17 protein-coding genes are annotated in these 17,571 nt (G+C 43.7%); 13 read left to right on the top strand and 4 right to left on the bottom strand.

Translation table 11 applies throughout. The features are described 5' to 3' along the window. Nucleotides 1–48: 48 nt before the first annotated feature. Entirely contained in the window at nt 49–984 is a 936-nt protein-coding gene (locus tag ACFORF_RS00590; protein WP_380424297.1) for an iron-hydroxamate ABC transporter substrate-binding protein, read from the bottom strand. A gap of 73 nt (nt 985–1,057) precedes the next feature. Beyond that, complete coding sequence (locus tag ACFORF_RS00585) at nt 1,058–1,840, bottom strand: ABC transporter ATP-binding protein (RefSeq protein ID WP_380424295.1); 783 nt, start codon at nt 1,838–1,840, stop codon at nt 1,058–1,060. A gap of 292 nt (nt 1,841–2,132) precedes the next feature. On the opposite strand from ACFORF_RS00585, the gene ACFORF_RS00580 reads away from it, so the two are divergent. Continuing rightward, complete coding sequence (locus ACFORF_RS00580) at nt 2,133–2,852, top strand: 16S rRNA pseudouridine(516) synthase (protein WP_380424331.1); 720 nt, start codon at nt 2,133–2,135, stop codon at nt 2,850–2,852. A gap of 203 nt (nt 2,853–3,055) precedes the next feature. On the opposite strand, the gene ACFORF_RS00575 is transcribed toward ACFORF_RS00580, so the two are convergent. Together ACFORF_RS00575 and ACFORF_RS00570 are read right to left on the bottom strand one after the other, a co-directional pair. After that, complete coding sequence (locus ACFORF_RS00575) at nt 3,056–4,507, bottom strand: UDP-N-acetylmuramoyl-L-alanyl-D-glutamate--L-lysine ligase (RefSeq protein ID WP_380424293.1); 1,452 nt, start codon at nt 4,505–4,507, stop codon at nt 3,056–3,058. A gap of 15 nt (nt 4,508–4,522) precedes the next feature. Further along, on the bottom strand, nt 4,523–5,848 hold the full coding sequence (locus ACFORF_RS00570) for an aminotransferase-like domain-containing protein (RefSeq protein WP_380424291.1): 1,326 nt from the start codon (nt 5,846–5,848) through the stop codon (nt 4,523–4,525). A gap of 141 nt (nt 5,849–5,989) precedes the next feature. Between ACFORF_RS00570 and ACFORF_RS00565 the strand changes: the two genes are divergently transcribed. From ACFORF_RS00565 to ACFORF_RS00510, 12 genes are all read left to right on the top strand, one after another. Further along, nucleotides 5,990–7,090: a cystathionine gamma-synthase gene (locus ACFORF_RS00565; protein WP_380424289.1), complete on the top strand. Its 1,101-nt coding sequence runs from the start codon at nt 5,990–5,992 to the stop codon at nt 7,088–7,090. Between the two features lie 3 nt (nt 7,091–7,093). Beyond that, complete coding sequence (locus ACFORF_RS00560) at nt 7,094–8,263, top strand: MalY/PatB family protein (RefSeq protein ID WP_380424287.1); 1,170 nt, start codon at nt 7,094–7,096, stop codon at nt 8,261–8,263. Between the two features lie 82 nt (nt 8,264–8,345). After that, the gene (upp, locus tag ACFORF_RS00555) at nt 8,346–8,975 is read left to right on the top strand and encodes a uracil phosphoribosyltransferase (protein WP_380424285.1); all 630 of its coding nucleotides are present in this window, start codon (nt 8,346–8,348) and stop codon (nt 8,973–8,975) included. A gap of 323 nt (nt 8,976–9,298) precedes the next feature. Continuing rightward, nucleotides 9,299–9,889 carry an ATP-dependent Clp protease proteolytic subunit gene (locus ACFORF_RS00550; RefSeq protein ID WP_380424283.1) on the top strand — a complete coding sequence of 197 codons (591 nt, stop codon included), beginning with the start codon at nt 9,299–9,301 and terminating at the stop codon, nt 9,887–9,889. A gap of 49 nt (nt 9,890–9,938) precedes the next feature. After that, nucleotides 9,939–10,406, top strand: a complete 468-nt coding sequence (locus ACFORF_RS00545) for a YlbF family regulator (protein ID WP_380424281.1) — start codon at nt 9,939–9,941, stop codon at nt 10,404–10,406. After that, entirely contained in the window at nt 10,399–10,683 is a 285-nt protein-coding gene (locus ACFORF_RS00540) for a DUF2129 domain-containing protein (RefSeq protein ID WP_380424279.1), read from the top strand. Before ACFORF_RS00545 ends, ACFORF_RS00540 begins: the two co-directional genes overlap by 8 nt. A 77-nt stretch (nt 10,684–10,760) precedes the next feature. Further along, the gene (locus ACFORF_RS00535) at nt 10,761–11,930 is read left to right on the top strand and encodes an ABC transporter substrate-binding protein (RefSeq protein WP_380424277.1); all 1,170 of its coding nucleotides are present in this window, start codon (nt 10,761–10,763) and stop codon (nt 11,928–11,930) included. Nucleotides 11,931–12,182: 252 nt separating this feature from the next. Continuing rightward, entirely contained in the window at nt 12,183–13,070 is an 888-nt protein-coding gene (locus tag ACFORF_RS00530; protein WP_380424275.1) for a branched-chain amino acid ABC transporter permease, read from the top strand. Nucleotides 13,071–13,072: 2 nt separating this feature from the next. Next, nucleotides 13,073–14,023, top strand: coding sequence for a branched-chain amino acid ABC transporter permease (locus ACFORF_RS00525; protein ID WP_380424273.1), 951 nt, complete (start codon nt 13,073–13,075; stop codon nt 14,021–14,023). Beyond that, nucleotides 14,023–14,787 carry an ABC transporter ATP-binding protein gene (locus ACFORF_RS00520; protein ID WP_380424271.1) on the top strand — a complete coding sequence of 255 codons (765 nt, stop codon included), beginning with the start codon at nt 14,023–14,025 and terminating at the stop codon, nt 14,785–14,787. The genes ACFORF_RS00525 and ACFORF_RS00520 overlap by 1 nt, the downstream gene beginning before the upstream one ends. After that, nucleotides 14,787–15,497 (top strand): ABC transporter ATP-binding protein, encoded by a 711-nt coding sequence (locus ACFORF_RS00515; protein ID WP_380424269.1) that lies wholly within the window; start codon nt 14,787–14,789, stop codon nt 15,495–15,497. The genes ACFORF_RS00520 and ACFORF_RS00515 overlap by 1 nt, the downstream gene beginning before the upstream one ends. A 412-nt stretch (nt 15,498–15,909) precedes the next feature. Next, nucleotides 15,910–17,457, top strand: coding sequence for an MFS transporter (locus ACFORF_RS00510; protein ID WP_380424267.1), 1,548 nt, complete (start codon nt 15,910–15,912; stop codon nt 17,455–17,457). Nucleotides 17,458–17,571: the final 114 nt, after the last annotated feature.

The raw sequence follows: 17,571 nt of genomic DNA, 5'->3' as shown, positions 1-17,571 counted from the left end.
AAATAGGGAGAGCTAGAAAAGGTTGCCTAGCTCTCGTGGTCAGACGGCTTACTTTTTAGTAGCAAGAATAGCATCTCGAAGGGTTTCAAGTTCGTATTCCAGGGTCAATGGATCATTGAAATAGAAGGCGTTGGCGTCAACACGGATGACATGGCCTTCTTGGACAGCTGGGATAGCCTTCCAGATATCACTCTCATAGAGAGAAGAGCCAGTAGTATCATCTTCTGCTGCTACAATCACGTAGTCACCAACGTAGTCAGCGACCACTTCTTGAGAGATGGCCAGGTAGCCTGTAGGGAAGACTTCTGTTTTTACTTTTTCTGGAGCAGTGTAACCGAGCGCTTGGTAGATGACTTCTCCACCACGGCCCCAGTTATCGCCAAAGAGGTAGATTTCTTTTTCGTAGAGACCCATTACAGTGAAGGTTGCATCAGTACCAGTGACAGCTTGAACTTCTTTTTTAGTGTCAGCGATCTTGGTTTCCCACTCGTCCAACCAGTCCTGAGCCTTGTCTTCTTGGTTAAAGACAGAACCGAAGTCTGAAAGAATTTGCAGGTAGTCACGTTTGCCATATTCGATTGAAATAACAGGGGCGATTTCTGCCAGTTGTTCAATGTTTTCCTCCGTAGAGCCAACAACAATAACATCTGGTTCGAGGGTGGCAATGGCTTCAAGGTCTGCCGCAGCAACCTCTTCGGCATCCTTGACATAGTCTGTAAGGACTGGGTTTTTCTTATCGTAGGAAGTCACACCGACCAGGTTAAGGTCAAGCTCTAGAAGGTGACCAGTGTAGGACGATGCTAGGCTGACGACTTTCTTAGGGCTTTCTGGCACCTCACCATAGTAGGTGAAGCCATCGATTTTTGGCATGGCTGAGATTTTAGTCTCAGTTGTTTCTTTTGAAGAAGATTGAGACGAGCAGGCTGCCAAGGTAAAGACAGCGAGGAAGGCCACAAATAGGGTCTTAAACAAGTTCTTTTTCATGAATAATTCCTTTACTAAATCTATAGGGAGCTAAAGAGGTTGGTCATTAGCTATGGTGTATGAGGATGTGAGCCTAAAGTAGCTGATAGGTCAGCAGGATAGGCTGTTGGCTGTGGGGGTCCTGGATAATTTGGGCATCGATGCTAAAAATCTCCTTGAGAATATCAGATGTCATGATTTCTTGTGGACTGCCTTGATAGCAGATGACTCCGTTTTTCATGGCAATAAGATGATCAGAAAATCGAGCAGATAGGTTCAAATCGTGGAGAACCATGATAATTGTCTTGCCATTCTCCTGGTTGAGTCTTTGCAAGAGTTCTAAGACTTCCAGCTGATGGTTCATATCCAGGTAGGTTGTTGGCTCATCTAGGAAAATGGTATCCGTATCCTGGGCCAAGGCCATGGCAATCCAAACTCGCTGGCGTTGACCTCCCGAGAGGGCATCAACTTCCATGGTGGCAAATTCTGTGGTCTTTGTGACCTCCATGGCCCAGTGGATTTTCTCCCGGTCTTGGGTTGTTAAATTCCCCAGATAGCGCTGGTGGGGAAAGCGACCGTAAGACACTAAGTCATAAACTGTGACTCCCTCCGTCGCTTCCAAAACTTGCGGTAGCAGAGCGATTTTTTTAGCCACTTCTTTGGTCGGTAAATGGGCAATAGAGTCCCCATCCAGAAAAATGGCCCCATCTTGAATAGCTTGAATGCGGGTCAGGGCCTTGAGTAAGGTTGACTTACCGCAACCATTAGCGCCGATAATGGTGGTCACTTGACCAGGAGGAAGGCCTAGAGACAAGTCATCGATAATAACCTTTTTATCATAGGCAACCTGAATCCCCTCAGCACGAATGTTGGACATATTTAACCTCCTTTCATTAAAAAATTGATTAAAAATCATCATCAGTATAGCACAAATATAACAAGAAAAAAAGATTTTTTATCTCAATAAAGCCTTTTAAATCAGTGTTTAGAACGATTACAAAGAATATTTAGAATGATTAAAAATAAGGGATGATAGTTTATAATTATTCTAAAAAAGAAGGTGGATTTAGAGGAGAATATTTTTGAACAAACTTGAGAATTTACTATATGACGACTTCAATCACCAGCAGGAAATTCCAATTTGGAACTCGAGATGCTATACTAGAGATATGCGTTTGGATAAATTATTGGAAATAGCAGAGCTTGGATCAAAGAATCAGGTCAAAAAATTGCTCAAAAGCCGTCAGGTGACAGTGGATGGTCAGATAGTTACAAGAAGTAATGCCATTGTGGATGCTGGTCTACAGGACATTCGTGTTGCTAGAAAGCAAGTCACTGTTGAAGGGAGTGCCTATTTTCTGCTTAACAAACCTCAAGGAGTGGTATCAGCTGTCCGAGATGACCAGTTTGATACGGTCATAGATTGTCTGGCTCTAGAGGATCAGGTTCCTGGGCTATACCCTGTCGGTCGTTTGGACCGAGACACGGAAGGTCTGATGCTGTTAACCAACAATGGTCCCCTGGGCTTTCGCATGCTCCATCCCCAATACCATGTGACCAAGACCTATTACGTGGAAGTCAATGGCTTGCTAGGTGAGGATGCGGCGATTTTTTTCAAAGATGGTGTTGTTTTTGAAGGGGGACGGGTTTGTAAGCCAGCCGATTTACAGATTGTGGAGGCACAAGCAGGCTTGAGCAAGGCCTATGTGACGATTTCAGAAGGGAGCTTCCACCAGGTCAAGAAAATGTGCCTGGCCTACGGTGTCAAGGTAACCTATCTCAAGCGGATTTCCTTTGGTTCCTTTGTTTTGGAAGATGACCTTCTGCCTGGACACTACCGTGAGTTGACCTTGACCGAACAAGAAAAACTAAAAGATTATTTTGGTTAATTGGTGTCCAAAAATAAAACTAATTCTCTTATGCAGACATCAACCTACCTTGTCTATTGAGCGTTTGAATGAGTCTAAAAGAGACTGGGAGGAACTCAATACTTAGCTTTTCTTTTGAAAGTTCGGTAATCAAAAATGCATAGAATGGACGTCTTGCTAACGCCTTTCTATGCATTTTTTCTATATCTAGTTTTCTTTAATGTTTAGAGATACTTCTTGGCGACTTCCAGGTCACCTGGGTAAGTCGCATCTTTTTTGCCCTTGACAATCTGGTAGGCGTCAGCTCCCTTACCGGCAATGATAACGGCATCCTGTGGCCCTGTCGTTTGGACCAGGGCTGTGCGGATGGCTTCTACTCGGTCCACGATGGTGGCGTAGGGACGGTTCATGTAGCTGGCGATTTCGGCGCAGATTTCTGCAGGGTCCTCGTGGTTGGGGTCATCTGCCGTCAAAATCACTTGGACAGCAGGATACTGGTTGAGGAGGAGGCCGAAGTCCTTCCGACGGCTTTCACCCTTGTTACCAGGTGCTCCGATAAGGAGACTTACCTGACCTGTCTGGTGTTCCAGGACAACGCCCAAGAGTTTTTCAAGGCTATCTCCGTTGTGGGCGTAATCGACAAAGACTTTGGCGCCGTTTGCTTGGGTCAGGACTTCCATGCGGCCTGGAACGGTTGTCTGGGCAATCCCTGTCTGGATATCTTCCAGACTAGCATCTAAACGCAAACATGCCAGTCCAGCTGCGATAGCATTTTCCTGGTTGAAACGGCCGATGAGCTGGATGTCGTAATCCCCAGCGAGTTTGCCAGCCACCGTGAAACGAAAGGCTTGCGAATCGAGAATCGTATTGTCAGAGCCAGTGCCATAAAAGTCATGGTCTTGGTCTGCAACTTGCTCTAGCACGACTTGGGCCTGGTCCATGCCAAAGTTGACAATAACTGCTCTGCTATGTTCCATCAAGAGACGCTTGTGGTAGAAGTAGTCCTCAAAGGTCGGGTGCTCGATAGAGCCGATGTGGTCAGGGCTGATGTTGAGAAAGACGCCGACATCAAAGGTCAAGCCATACACCCGCTTGACTAGATAGGCCTGGCTAGACACCTCCATGATGAGGTGGGTCATACCGTTAGAGACAGCCTCCGCCATCATGGCATAGAGGTCTAGGCTCTCAGGAGTGGTCAGGGCAGACTTGAAGAAGGTCTTGCCGTCTAGGGTCGTGTTCATGGTGGAGAGCATGGCGGGCTTGTGGCTTTGCTGGAGGATGTTGTAGGCAAAGTAGGCAGCTGTCGTTTTGCCCTTGGTCCCTGTAAAGGCTAGGAGCTTGAGCTTGTCCTGGGGATTGCCATAAAAGGCCATGGCTACCAGACTCATAGCCTGCTTGATGTCTGTGACGATGATGGCAGGGATGCCAACTTCATAGTCAGTTTCTGCCACGTAATAGGTCAAGCCTTGAGCCACAGCCTGTTCCAAATACTCTTTTTTAAAGCTGGCGCCTTTGACAAAAAAGAGGGTCTCGCTGTCTGCAGTCTGGCTGTCGTAGCTGATGTTTGTAAAGGTTGGGTTTTCCGGGCACTTGTAGAAAAATTGGCCATTAGAGACAATCTCACGGAAGTTATGGTCTTGCCGGAGAATGTTTAGGGTTTGTTCGAGTGTAATCATAGTTCTATTGTAGACTTATTGGTCAGCTTTGACAAGCCTCGTCCGCCTACTTTTGGCAAAATAACGGCTGAGCTGTTGGTCCAGAGCGTCCTTATCTTTCTTATTGAGGTTGAGTTGGAAGTAGTCCAAAGGGTTTGGGGTGATGTAGGCATGGCGGAGCAGTTGATCAGGCTCAAAGTAGAACTTGAGATGGTCCTTTTTGACCTGGTTGGCTGGTAGGCAAATCTTGCAGTCTGACAAGACCACGTCTGTTGCGAGAGAATATTTCTTTAAGAGTGCTTGCAGGTCTTGTATCTTATCCCTGTGTCCCTTGACCAATTGGTCCCTGTGTTTCTTGTACATGCCATTGTCCAAATAGAGGGAGAGGGCCTTTTGCATGATAAAATTGCTGTCGTAGTCCATCAGGTTTTTGTAGTCTAAAAAGGTTTGTCTTAGGACAGTGGGAAGGACTGCAGCAGCCATTCTCAAGGCTGGGAAAATGGTTGTCGTAAAGGACTTGAGGTAGATAACATGGTCACTCTGATCAAAATAGTGGAGGGGGCTGGCGTGGCTACTGTCAAAGTCAGCCATGTAGTCATCCTCGATGATGTAAACATCGTATCGCTCAGCCAGTTCCAGAAGCTTGGTCTTTTCTGCCTTGGAGAGGGAAGTTCCCAGAGGGTTATGAAGACGGGGAATGGTATAGAAAAACTTGATGGTCTGGCTGGCAAAGAGTTGCTCAAGCTCAGCCATATCCAGTCCTTGGGGTGTGCGAGTAACTGTCTCGTAGGGGAGATTTTGAGATTTGACCAGAGCGTTCATCCGATGGTAGGTGGGCTGTTCCAATAAAATAGTCTGGTGGTGATTGGGAAAGGTCATCTGGCTCAAAATATAGAGGGCCTGCTGGGTTCCAGAGGTTACAACGATATCTGCTGGCTTGCAATAGACGTGGTAGTCTGCTAGGAGATTTTGCAGGGAGAGGCTGAGTTGGGGTAGCCCCTGGTTGGTACTACTGGTATTAAACAGGTAGGCCTCCCGTCCAACCAGACTTTCGTTGAGGCATTTTTGAAAGTCGTCGTAGGGAGAGAGCTTATCAGGTTCCAAATCACGGGTGAAATCCCAGTCGTCATTGATGGCCTTGTCCTGACCAAGGACATAGTAACCACTCTTGTTCCTGACGTAGATGAGATTGTGGTGTCTGAGTTCGAGCAGGGCTCGCTGGACAGTGTCCTTATTACAGGCATAGGTCTCCGCGAGCTTGCGGATAGAGGGGAGTTTATCTCCCTTTGTCAGCTTTCCTGTTTGGATATCGTTTTCCAAATCCAAGAAAATCTGCTCGTGTTTGCTGAGATATCTAGTCATATTTTTGTCCCCGTACAGTTGATGCCTCTATTGTATCGTAAATTTCTAGAGAAGAAAAGTAGAGAATTTTTCTGACAATTCTGCTATTTTTACCCTAAAAAATGGTAAAATAAGGACAACGCTTTGAAATAGGAGAGCATGATGACCAAACAAACTTTAAAAATTGACACGATTTTAGCCCGTGCAGGAATCAATTCTGATCAGGCAACTGGGGCCCTGGCTTCGCCCATTCATTTTTCAACTACCTACCAGCACCCAGAATTCGGCCAGTCGACTGGTTTTGACTATACACGGACCAAGAACCCGACCCGCGCTACCTTAGAGAAAACCTTGGCTGCCATTGAGGAAGCCGACTATGCCATTGCAACCTCATCAGGCATGTCTGCCATCGTATTGGCCTTTGAGATTTTCCCAGTTGGGTCTAAGGTGGTTGCTGTTCGTGACCTCTACGGCGGTTCCTTCCGTTGGTTTAACGACCAAGAAAAACAAGGACGTTTCCAATTTACTTATGTGAACACGCAAGAAGAGCTCTTGGCAGCCATTTCTGACGAGACTGATATTGTCTACGTTGAAACTCCAACCAATCCCCTTATGTTTGAGTATGACATTGCCAAGGTTGCAGAAAAAACCCATGCTCAGGGAGCTAAATTGATTGTCGACAACACCTTCTACAGTCCAATTTACCAAAAGCCAATCACACAGGGGGCTGACCTCGTTGTTCACTCAGCGACCAAGTATTTGGCAGGGCACAATGATGTCTTGGCAGGAGTTGTGGTAACCAGTGACAAGGAAACTTACGACAAGCTTTACTATAACCTCAACACGACGGGGCCAACCTTGTCTCCATTTGATTCCTACATGGTCATGCGTGGGCTTAAAACCCTCAAACTCCGCATGGAAAAATCAACCGAAAATGCTCAGGCCTTGGTTAGCTTCTTTCAAGAACATCCAGCGATTAAGGAAGTGCTCTACCCTGGCAAAGGTGGCATGATTTCCATCAAGGTGGAGGATGTGGCTAAGATTCCAACCATCATTAACAGCCTAGAGTTGATTACCTTTGCAGAGAGCCTGGGTGGGGTAGAGAGTTTAATTACCTATCCAACAACCCAGACTCATGCAGATATCCCTGCGGAAGTCCGCCACTCCTACGGTTTGACGGATGACCTGCTCCGCCTTTCCATCGGTATCGAAGATGTGGAAGACCTCAAGGCTGACCTTAAGCAAGCTTTAGAAAGAAGTTAAACTATGACTCGTTATGATTTTACAACCTTGCCGGACCGCCTCTCAACCAATGCTATCAAGTGGTTGAAAACCAAGGAAGATAAGGACCTTCTGCCATTGTGGATCGCGGATATGGATTTTCCTGTCTTTCCTGAGATGTCAGAGGCCCTCCAAGGCTTTGCCAACCGTACAGTTTTTGGTTACGATGAGCCGTCAGAAAGCCTCTTTCAAGCCATTGTGGATTGGGAAATGGCAGAGCACCACTACGCGATTTCTCCTGAGGACCTTGTCCTTATTGAGGGGGTTGTCCCAGCCATCTCTGTGGCCATCCAGGCCTATACTAAGGAAGGGGATGCGGTACTTATTAACACGCCTGTCTATCCTCCCTTTGCCCGCAGTGTAAAGCTCAACAAGCGCAAGCTGATAACCAATTCGCTTCTGGTTCAAAATGATCATTTTGAGATTGATTTTGCCCAACTGGAAAAAGACATCGTTGACAATGAGGTCAAACTCTACATCCTCTGCAGTCCCCATAATCCAGGTGGGCGCGTGTGGACCCGTGATGAGCTAGAAAAAATTGGTCGTCTCTGTCAGAAACATGGAGTTCTCATGGTCTCTGATGAAATCCACCAAGATTTGACCTTGTTTGGTCATGAGCACCATTCCTTTAATACGGTTGCTCCTGAATTCAAGGACTTTGCTATCATTTTGTCCAGCGCTACAAAGACTTTTAACATCGCTGGTACTAAGAATAGCTTTGCTATTATCCAAAATCCTGAATTGCGAAAAACCTTCAAGGACCAACAGTTAGTCAACAATCAGCATGAAGTGTCAAGTCTGGGACTTTTGGCAACGGAAGTAGCCCTCAGAAAAGGAAAACCTTGGCTGGAGCAACTCAAGCCAGTTCTGGAAGGCAATATCACCTATTTAGCGGAAACCTTTGACGCAAACTTGCCTAAACTGAAGTTCCTCAAGCCTGAAGGTACTTATTTGGTCTGGTTGGATTTCTCTGACTTTGGCTTAGAACATGAAGAGATCAGCCGTCTCCTTCTTGAAGAGGCCAAGGTCCAGCTCAATGATGGTCTTACTTTTGGACGGGAAGGCAAGTGCCATTTCCGTTTCAATACGGCAGCTCCTGCAGACATCGTCCAAGAGGCTGTTGACCGTATTGTTAAAACTTTTGCTGACCGGTAAGGCAACAAATTCTATCTGAAAAGTCCTCTTTGGAGGATTTTTTGGTATAATAGAGAAAACTAAACTAGAAAGTGGTTCACTTATGGGTAAACTTCAAGTTATTTCACATCCGCTGATTCAGCACAAATTGTCTATCTTGCGTCGCACGTCGACTTCTACAAAAGATTTTCGGGAGTTGGTTAATGAAATTGCCATGTTGATGGGTTACGAGGTTTCACGCGACCTTCCCCTGGAAGATGTTGAAATTGAAACACCGATTACTAAAACAGTACAGAAACAGTTGGCCGGTAAAAAATTGGCCATTGTTCCAATCCTGCGTGCGGGTATTGGGATGGTTGACGGCCTGCTTAGCCTGGTTCCAGCTGCCAAGGTTGGTCATATCGGTATGTATCGTGATGAGGAAACCCTCCAACCAGTTGAATACTTGGTCAAACTGCCAGAAGATATTGACCAACGCCAAATTTTCTTGGTGGATCCAATGTTGGCGACAGGTGGCTCTGCTATTTTGGCCATCGATTCTCTGAAAAAACGTGGCGCCTACAATATTAAATTTGTCTGCTTGGTTGCAGCGCCAGAAGGCGTACAAAAACTCCAAGAAGCACATCCAGACATTGACATCTATACAGCAGCCTTGGATGAAAAACTAAACGAACATGGCTACATCGTTCCAGGACTTGGTGACGCTGGTGACCGCCTGTTTGGGACTAAATAAGTCCAGTGGACTTATTTAGGTCGGAGCCTTGAAACTGGAGAGCGACGAGAGTCCAGTGGACTTATTTAGGTCGGAGCCTAGAAATAGGAAAGCGCCGAAAGTCCTTGGACCTTCGTGAAATTTATTTAAAATTTGCAAGATACAGGCGTTTCGTATGAAAATAAGGGAGGCAACTTCTTTAAAATTCGTGGCCTGTCATTCCCAAAGACTTTTCAGGACTTATCTTGAAAAGTTTTTATTTGACCATTTTTGACCAAAAGTCTATAATAGTCTCATACTTGGTGGCCAATCAGCCACACACTATTGTATAGAGGAGAAATTCTATGATTCCTGTAGTTATTGAACAAACGAGCCGTGGTGAACGTTCTTACGATATTTATTCCCGTCTTTTGAAAGACCGTATTATCATGTTGACAGGTCCTGTTGAGGATAACATGGCTAACTCAATCATCGCTCAGCTATTATTCCTAGACGCTCAAGACCCTACCAAAGACATCTATCTTTATGTCAATACTCCTGGTGGCTCTGTATCAGCAGGTTTGGCGATTGTTGATACCATGAACTTTATTAAATCAGACGTTCAAACCATTGTCATGGGGATGGCAGCATCCATGGGAACTGTTATTGCCTCATCTGGTGCCAAAGGGAAACGTTTCATGCTACCAAACGCTGAGTACATGATTCACCAACCAATGGGTGGTACAGGTGGCGGTACTCAACAGACTGACATGGCCATTGCTGCTGAGCACTTGCTCAAAACACGTAATATCTTGGAGAAAATTTTGGCGGAAAACTCGGGTCAAACTGTTGAAAAAATTCACCATGATGCAGAACGTGACCGCTGGCTCAGTGCTGAAGAGACTCTTGAGTACGGTTTTATTGATGAAATCATGGCTAATAATGATTTGAAATAAAGACTTGAGAAACATGGCGATTGTCATGTTTTTTTGATATGATGGAGGTATGTTAAAAATTGATGCCTCTCTCTTTGAATTGGATGAAGCCATTGACCAGATTGTCCTTGCCTTAAAAGCTGAGCCAGAAGTTCAGGCTTATCTGGGAGCAAAGGCAGAGCTGGAAGCAGATGATGTCCTCGTTCAGGAAATCCTAGATTTTGGTCAAGCCAAGGAAGCCTATCAAGCCATAGAAGAATTTGCCAGCTTTCGTCCTGAAGTTCGTCAGCAAAGGCGAGAACTGCTCTCAAGAAAACGTGAATTAGACCTAAATGATAAGGTTGTTTGTTTCAGACAAGCAGAAGTGGACTTGCAAAGGCGCTTGGCGGAACTGACTGAGCAGCTGGTTTCCAGTGTCTCAGAGACCATATTCGTTGATACAGGACTTCCACTAACAGCCAGACGCCCGAATCATCATAAGGGTGGAACAAGTATCCGAGAGGCAAATGAAATTAAAAATGAGGAAAGATATGTTTGAAAAAGAAAATCGTGTAGGCCTATTTGTTTACCTATACTATAACCGTGATGCGCGGAAAATCGCTAAGTTTGGAGATTTGATTTACCAATCCAAACGGATGCGGTACTTATTACTTTATTTACCAGCAGGGGAAGTCCAAGAAACGGTTGCCCAGTTGAACAAGCTTAAGTATGTTAAAAAAGTGCGTGTCTCTGAACTGGATACCATCGACCAAAATTTTGTTGGAAATCTCCTGCAGTTGGAAAAATCAGAAAATTTTGAAGAAAATGAGGCTTAGGGGTTGACAATTTTCAGACAATTCCGTATATTAGGTAGCATAGTCAAAAAATTAAGAAATTTTTAAGGAGTTATCTCATGAAAAAACGCAATCTCGTTTTAGCATTTGCTACCTTGGCTTCATCAGTGATGCTAGCAGCATGTTCAGACGTTTCTACAACTAATTCTTCAGCTACTGGTACTGAAATCGGTGACGAACTGGTTATCGGTCTTAACCTTGAATTGTCTGGTGAGGTTTCTTCATACGGTCAAACTGAGGAAAAAGGAGCTAAACTAGCTGCAAAAGAAATTAACGCTGCTGGTGGTGTTGATGGTAAAGATATCAAAGTCATCTCAAAAGACACTAAGTCTGAGACTGCAGAAGCTGCAAGTAACGCAACTGCCCTTATCTCAGAAGGAGCTAACGTTATCGTAGGTCCTGCAACATCTGGTGCCTCAGGTGCAGCGATTTCATCAGCTACTTCTGGAGCTGTTCCGATGATCACACCTTCAGGAACTCAAACAGACTTGGTTAAAGATTCATCAGGTAATGTTCAAGAGTACTTCTTCCGTACTACCTTTACGGATGGATACCAAGGACAAGTTATGGCGACTTACGCAACTGAAAACTTGTCTGCGAAGAAAGTTGTCCTTTACTATGACAACTCATCTGACTACGGAAAAGGTATTGCGGATGCCTTCAAAGAAGCTTACAAAGGTGAAATCGTAGCAGAAGTAACCTTTGCTTCAGGTGATAAAGACTTCCAAGCTGCCTTGACAAAAATCAAAGACAAAGACTTTGACGCTATCATCATGCCTGGTTACTACAACGAAACTGGTACCATCACAAAACAAGCGCGTGAAATGGGCATTGACAAACCAATCCTTGGTTCAGATGGTTTCGACTCACCACAATTTGCTGAATTGGCAACTAAGTCTGCTGCAAGCAAGGTTTACTACCTTTCAGCTTTTGTAACTTCAGCATCTGAAAAAGCTCAAAAATTCTATGATGCTTATAAGGCTGAGTACAACGAAGAGCCTTCAATGTTCTCTGCTCTTGCTTACGACTCAGTTTACATGGCAGCTGAGGCAGCAAAAGGCGCAAAAACTTCTGTAGATATCAAAGACAACCTTGCAGCTACTAAAGACCTTGAGGGAGTTACTGGTAAGACATCTGTTGATGAAGAACACAACGTTGTAAAATCAGTTTATGTTGTAGGGTTGACAGAGGGTGAACAATCTTCTGTTGATGAAGTTACTGCAAAATAATCATATATGATAAAAAGAGGGTTCGCCCTCTTTTTACATAGCTGATTGAAATTGTCAGTTTATTCTGGATTTTCTGCCATTAGGCTTGAAAAAGTTGCAGAATTTTCATATAATGGAGATTGCTTTATTTTTAAAAACACTCACTTAAAATCTAAAAAGGCTAAAAGTATTGAAATGCTCGTTTCAGGCAGTAGCCTTGTGATGATAAAGTGTGTAAAACCTATTGATTATATTAGAAAGTTTGGTGAACACATGCTCCAACAACTTGTCAATGGTTTGATTCTCGGTTCTGTTTATGCCCTGCTTGCGCTCGGTTATACCATGGTATACGGGATTATCAAACTCATTAACTTTGCTCATGGGGATATTTACATGATTGGGGCCTTTTTAGGTTACTATCTGATCAATACCATGACCTTTATTGAAAATACGACCCTACGATTTTTCATTGCCCTCCCAGTGACCATGGTCTTGACGGCCTGTCTGGGGATGGTCATTGAGTACCTAGCCTATCGACCTTTACGGCAGTCGACTCGGATTGCAGCCTTGATTACGGCGATTGGGGTTTCCTTCTTCTTGGAATATACCATGGTTTATTTCTTCTCAGCGGATGTTCGTGCCTTTCCTCAGGCCATTCAAACGGTTAACTTTAACCTTGGTCCGATTACCATCAGTAATATCCAGCTCCTAATCTTGGGAATCTCTATTTTCTTAATGGTTGCTCTGCAATTTATCGTCCAAAAAACCAAGATGGGGAAAGCCATGCGGGCGGTTTCTGTTGATAGCGACGCAGCTCAATTGATGGGGATTAACGTAGATTCGACTATCAGCTTTACCTTTGCTCTGGGTTCTGCCTTGGCGGGTGCTGCTGGTGTTCTTATTGGACTCTACTATAACTCCATTCAGCCTCTGATGGGGATGACACCTGGTATTAAGGCCTTTGTCGCTGCCGTTCTTGGTGGTATTGGTATTATTCCTGGTGCTGCCCTGGGTGGATTTGTTATCGGTATTTTGGAAACATTTGCGACTGTAATTGGACTGTCTGATTTCCGTGATGCCATTGTTTACTTTGTCTTGATTATTATCCTCTTGGTTCGTCCAGCGGGTATTCTCGGCAAAAATGTGAAAGAGAAGGTGTAAGGATGAAACAAAATTTAAAAGCAAATCTTGTTTGGTTGGCCTTCTTAGCAGCAGGATTTATCCTCATTCAGGCCATGGTATCAACGGGACTTCTCAATGCCTACTATATCCAAATTGTTCAACAGATTGGGATTAACATTATTATGGCGGTTGGGCTTAACCTCATCGTAGGTTTCTCAGGTCAGTTTTCTCTGGGCCACGCTGGTTTCATGGCTATTGGAGCCTACGCTGTTGGGATTTTGGGAACTCGCAGTCCTAACTACGGTACATTTTTCTTAGCCCTGATTATCGGGATGGTTTTGGCTGGTTTGGTGGCCTTTATGGTCGGTATGCCAACCCTTCGTTTGAAGGGAGACTACCTTGCTATTGCGACGCTTGGTGTATCTGAAATTATCCGTATCTTGATTGTCAATGGTGGTGATGTGACCAACGGTCCTCGTGGGATTATGTCTATACCACTCTTCACCAGCTGGCAATTGGTTTATGTCTTTGTTGTGATTACGACAATCTTTACCTTGAACTTCTTGCGTAGTCCAATTGGACGGGCAACGATTTCGGTTCGTGAAGATGAAATTGCGGCGGAGTCTGTTGGGGTAAACCCAACTAAAATGAAGGTAATTGCCTTTGTCTTCGGTGCTGTTACAGCAGCAATTGCAGGTGGCCTCCAAGCTGGCTACGTTGGGACTATTGTTCCAAAAGACTTTGCCTTCATGACAACTGTAAATATTCTGATTATTATCGTTTTGGGTGGTTTGGGTTCTATGACAGGAACTTTCGTAGCTGCGATTTTGCTAGGTATCCTCAATGTCTACCTGAAAAACTTCTCAGATATTTCCATGATTATTTACTCATTAGCCTTGATTTTGCTGATGATTTTCCGCCCAGGCGGACTTTTGGGAACCAAGGAATTGGAATTCTCAAAATTCTTTAAAAAGAAGGAGGGCACTAACTAATGGCACTTCTTGATGTTAAAAATTTGACTAAAAACTTCGGTGGTTTGACTGCGGTTGGTGATGTGACCATGGAACTTCATAAGGGAGAACTGGTTGGCTTGATCGGACCTAACGGAGCTGGGAAAACAACCCTCTTCAACCTTCTGACTGGGGTTTATGAACCAAGTGAAGGCACTGTCACACTTGATGATACCTTGTTAAATGGCAAAGCACCGTCTAAGATTGCGGCTTTGGGCCTATCACGGACCTTCCAAAATATCCGTCTCTTTAAAGATATGACGGTCTTGGAAAATGTCCTAATTGGTCTAGGGAACCATCACAAGTCTCATGTCCTCGCTTCATTTTTCCGCCTACCAGCCTACTATAAGAATGAAGTTGAGTTGAAAGAGAAAGCTCTTGAACTCCTAAAGATCTTTGATTTGGATGGTAGTGCAGACACCTTGGCCAAAAACTTACCCTATGGACAACAACGTCGCTTGGAAATTGTACGGGCTCTGGCAACTGAACCAAAAATCCTTTTCTTGGATGAGCCGGCCGCAGGAATGAACCCTCAAGAAACGGCTGAATTGACCCAATTGATTCGTCAAATTAAAGACCAGTTTGATATTACTATCATGTTGATTGAACACGATATGAGCCTGGTTATGGAAGTAACAGAGCGGATTTACGTGTTGGAGTACGGTCGCCTAATCGCGCATGGTACACCAGAAGAAATACGGACTAATAAACGTGTAATTGAAGCCTATCTGGGAGGTGAAGCCTAATGTCAATGTTGAAAATTGAAGACTTATCCGTTCATTATGGCGTCATTGAAGCGGTCAAGAATGTCTCCTTTGAAGTAAATGAAGGAGAGGTTGTGACCCTCATCGGAGCTAACGGAGCTGGAAAAACTTCTATTCTTAGAACCATTTCTGGACTGGTCCGCCCTTCATCTGGTAAGATTACCTATCTTGGGAATGAAATCCAAAAAGTCCCTGCCCGTAAAATCGTGGCCGACGGTTTGGCCCAAGTACCAGAAGGACGCCATGTTTTTTCTGGCTTGACCGTTATGGAAAACCTTGAAATGGGTGCCTTCCTAAAAAATAACCGTGAAGAAAACCAAGCCAATCTCAAAAAGATTTTCGCACGTTTTCCACGCTTGGAAGAACGTAAAAATCAGGATGCAGCAACGCTTTCTGGTGGTGAGCAACAGATGCTTGCCATGGGACGTGCCTTGATGAGTCAACCAAAACTCCTACTTCTCGATGAGCCATCTATGGGACTGGCTCCAATCTTCATCCAAGAAATCTTTGATATTATTCAAGATATCCAAAAACAAGGGACAACCGTTCTCTTGATTGAACAAAACGCCAACAAGGCCCTTGCCATTGCAGATCGCGGTTACGTCCTTGAAACAGGAAAAATCGTCCTCTCAGGTACAGGCCAAGAACTCCTCGCCTCAGAAGAAGTCAAAAAAGCATACCTGGGTGGCTAAAAAGGTCCGTTGGACCTTTTAGGTTGGAAATAGGAACCGCCGGCAGGCGGTTTTCTGCTACTACAATCTACGGGTAGGCTGTTTCAAGTTGGAAATGAGAAGCACCGTGAGGTGCTTTTCTGCTTTATTGAGATCCAATGGACGATTTCAATCGGGGAACAGGAACCGCCGGCAGGCGGTTTTTTGCTTAGAAGCGAGAAGAGATTTTTAATTGTCAAAAAAGATAGAAATAATCAGATGAATTAAAGGATAATGGTTAAAATAATCAGATGAATTCTTTCTAAAAATCGGAAAAAAATAAGGAAAATAAAATTATTTTTAAAAAATGGTTGACAAAACATCAGATGAATAGTAAGATAAGGGAGTAAAAAGAAAAACGCTTACAAATAGCGAGATTAAGGAGGAGGCTCTTATGAGTCAAAAAACAGTAGATCGCAGCGAAAATGTTGCTTATAACCGTGCGAAACTCTGGCAAATTGTCATGTTTGCAATGAATAATACATCGACAAACATTTATCTATTTGCTTTTATGTTCGTAACCTATCTCTCAACAGGGGTGCTTGGACTAGCAGCTATCTTTGTTAGTCAGTTGATGGGTTATATTCGTATTTTCGATGGCTTTATTGATCCAGCTATTGGTGTCTTGATTGATAAGACTAACACTAAATTTGGGAAATATCGTCCTATTTTAGTACTAGGTAATATCATAACAGCTCTTTCAATGATTTTTATGCTCAATTTGAATCTTGTTGCTGAAGGGCTCCGTTTACCTCTATTTGTAATTGTTTTGATTATCCACAAAATTGGTTATTCTCTACAACAAACCATTACTAAGGCAGGTCAGACAGCCTTAACCAATGATCCTAAACAACGTCCAATCTTTAATATGGTTGATGCTGTAATGACGACAACTCTCATGACAGGTGGTCAGGTTGTTGTTGCTCAGTTTTTAATTCCAAAATTTGGAAACTTTACTCCAGAATTCTTTAATGTACTTATTTATGGAACAATTATTATCTCAGCAGTGCTTGCTGTGGTAGCTATCATTGGAATTTGGGAAAAAGATAACGAAAGATTCTTTGGCTTGGGCGAGGAAAAAACTCAAAAGACTTCAATGAAAGATTACTGGCAAGTCATTAAAGGGAACAAGCCTTTACAGGTCTTATCACTATCAGCAGCCTTGATCAAATTTTTAGCTCAACTCTTTGGAGATTCTGTAGTAACTGTAATGCTCTTTGGTATTGTATTTGGAAACTATGCTCTATCTGGTCAATTTTCTTTGATGATGATTATTCCTGGAGTTTTGGTTAATATCCTTTATTCAGCCATTGCACGTAAAAAAGGTTTGCGCTTCTCTTATGTTTTAGCTTTACAGATGGGCTTGATTGGTCTACTTGGTTTTGGATTCCTCTTATGGACTGCTAAACCTGGAAGTCTTGATCTTACAAGTTTTAATCTCTTTACCATTTGCTTTACACTTGCCTATATCTTGGCACGTTATTCCTCATCAGCTCCTTCAAGTTTAGTTTTAACAATGGGAGCAGATATTACAGACTATGAAACTTCAGTTTCAGGACGTTATTTATCAGGAATGATTGGGACCATTTTCTCATTAACCGATTCTATTGCTTCCTCATTTGCTCCGATGGTTGTAGGTGCAGTTCTTGCGACAGTTGGTTTTGCTAAAGAGTATCCAACTGCAGAAACAGCTTTTAGTTCAGAACTTAAAATGGCAACGATTTTCCTGATTGCAGTTATTCCGTTTGTTGCAGCAATTACATCCCTAATTATGATGCGTTTCTACAAACTTGATGACCAAGAAATGGCTCGTGTGCAAGAGAAAATTCATGCCATGAAAGCCGCAAAAGATATTGAGCGGGTTCAAGACATTGCTAAAAATGTTCCGCTATCAGATATGGATTATGTAGACTTGTCACAATACCCTGTAGATGAGAACTAACCTGATAGCTCAAAAGGCTCTATCGCTTGTCATGGTGGTGGGGTCTTTGATTTAGGAGTGGAATTGACAAAAAAAGTTGGCATTATACACTAAACCTAACGTAACTAAAAGGAG

Origin of the sequence: Streptococcus caprae, assembly GCF_042649745.1 — a bacterium.
GTDB lineage: Bacteria > Bacillota > Bacilli > Lactobacillales > Streptococcaceae > Streptococcus > Streptococcus caprae.
The sequence above is the reverse complement of the archived record's forward strand: the minus strand, read 5'-3'. Positions and strand labels throughout refer to the sequence as shown.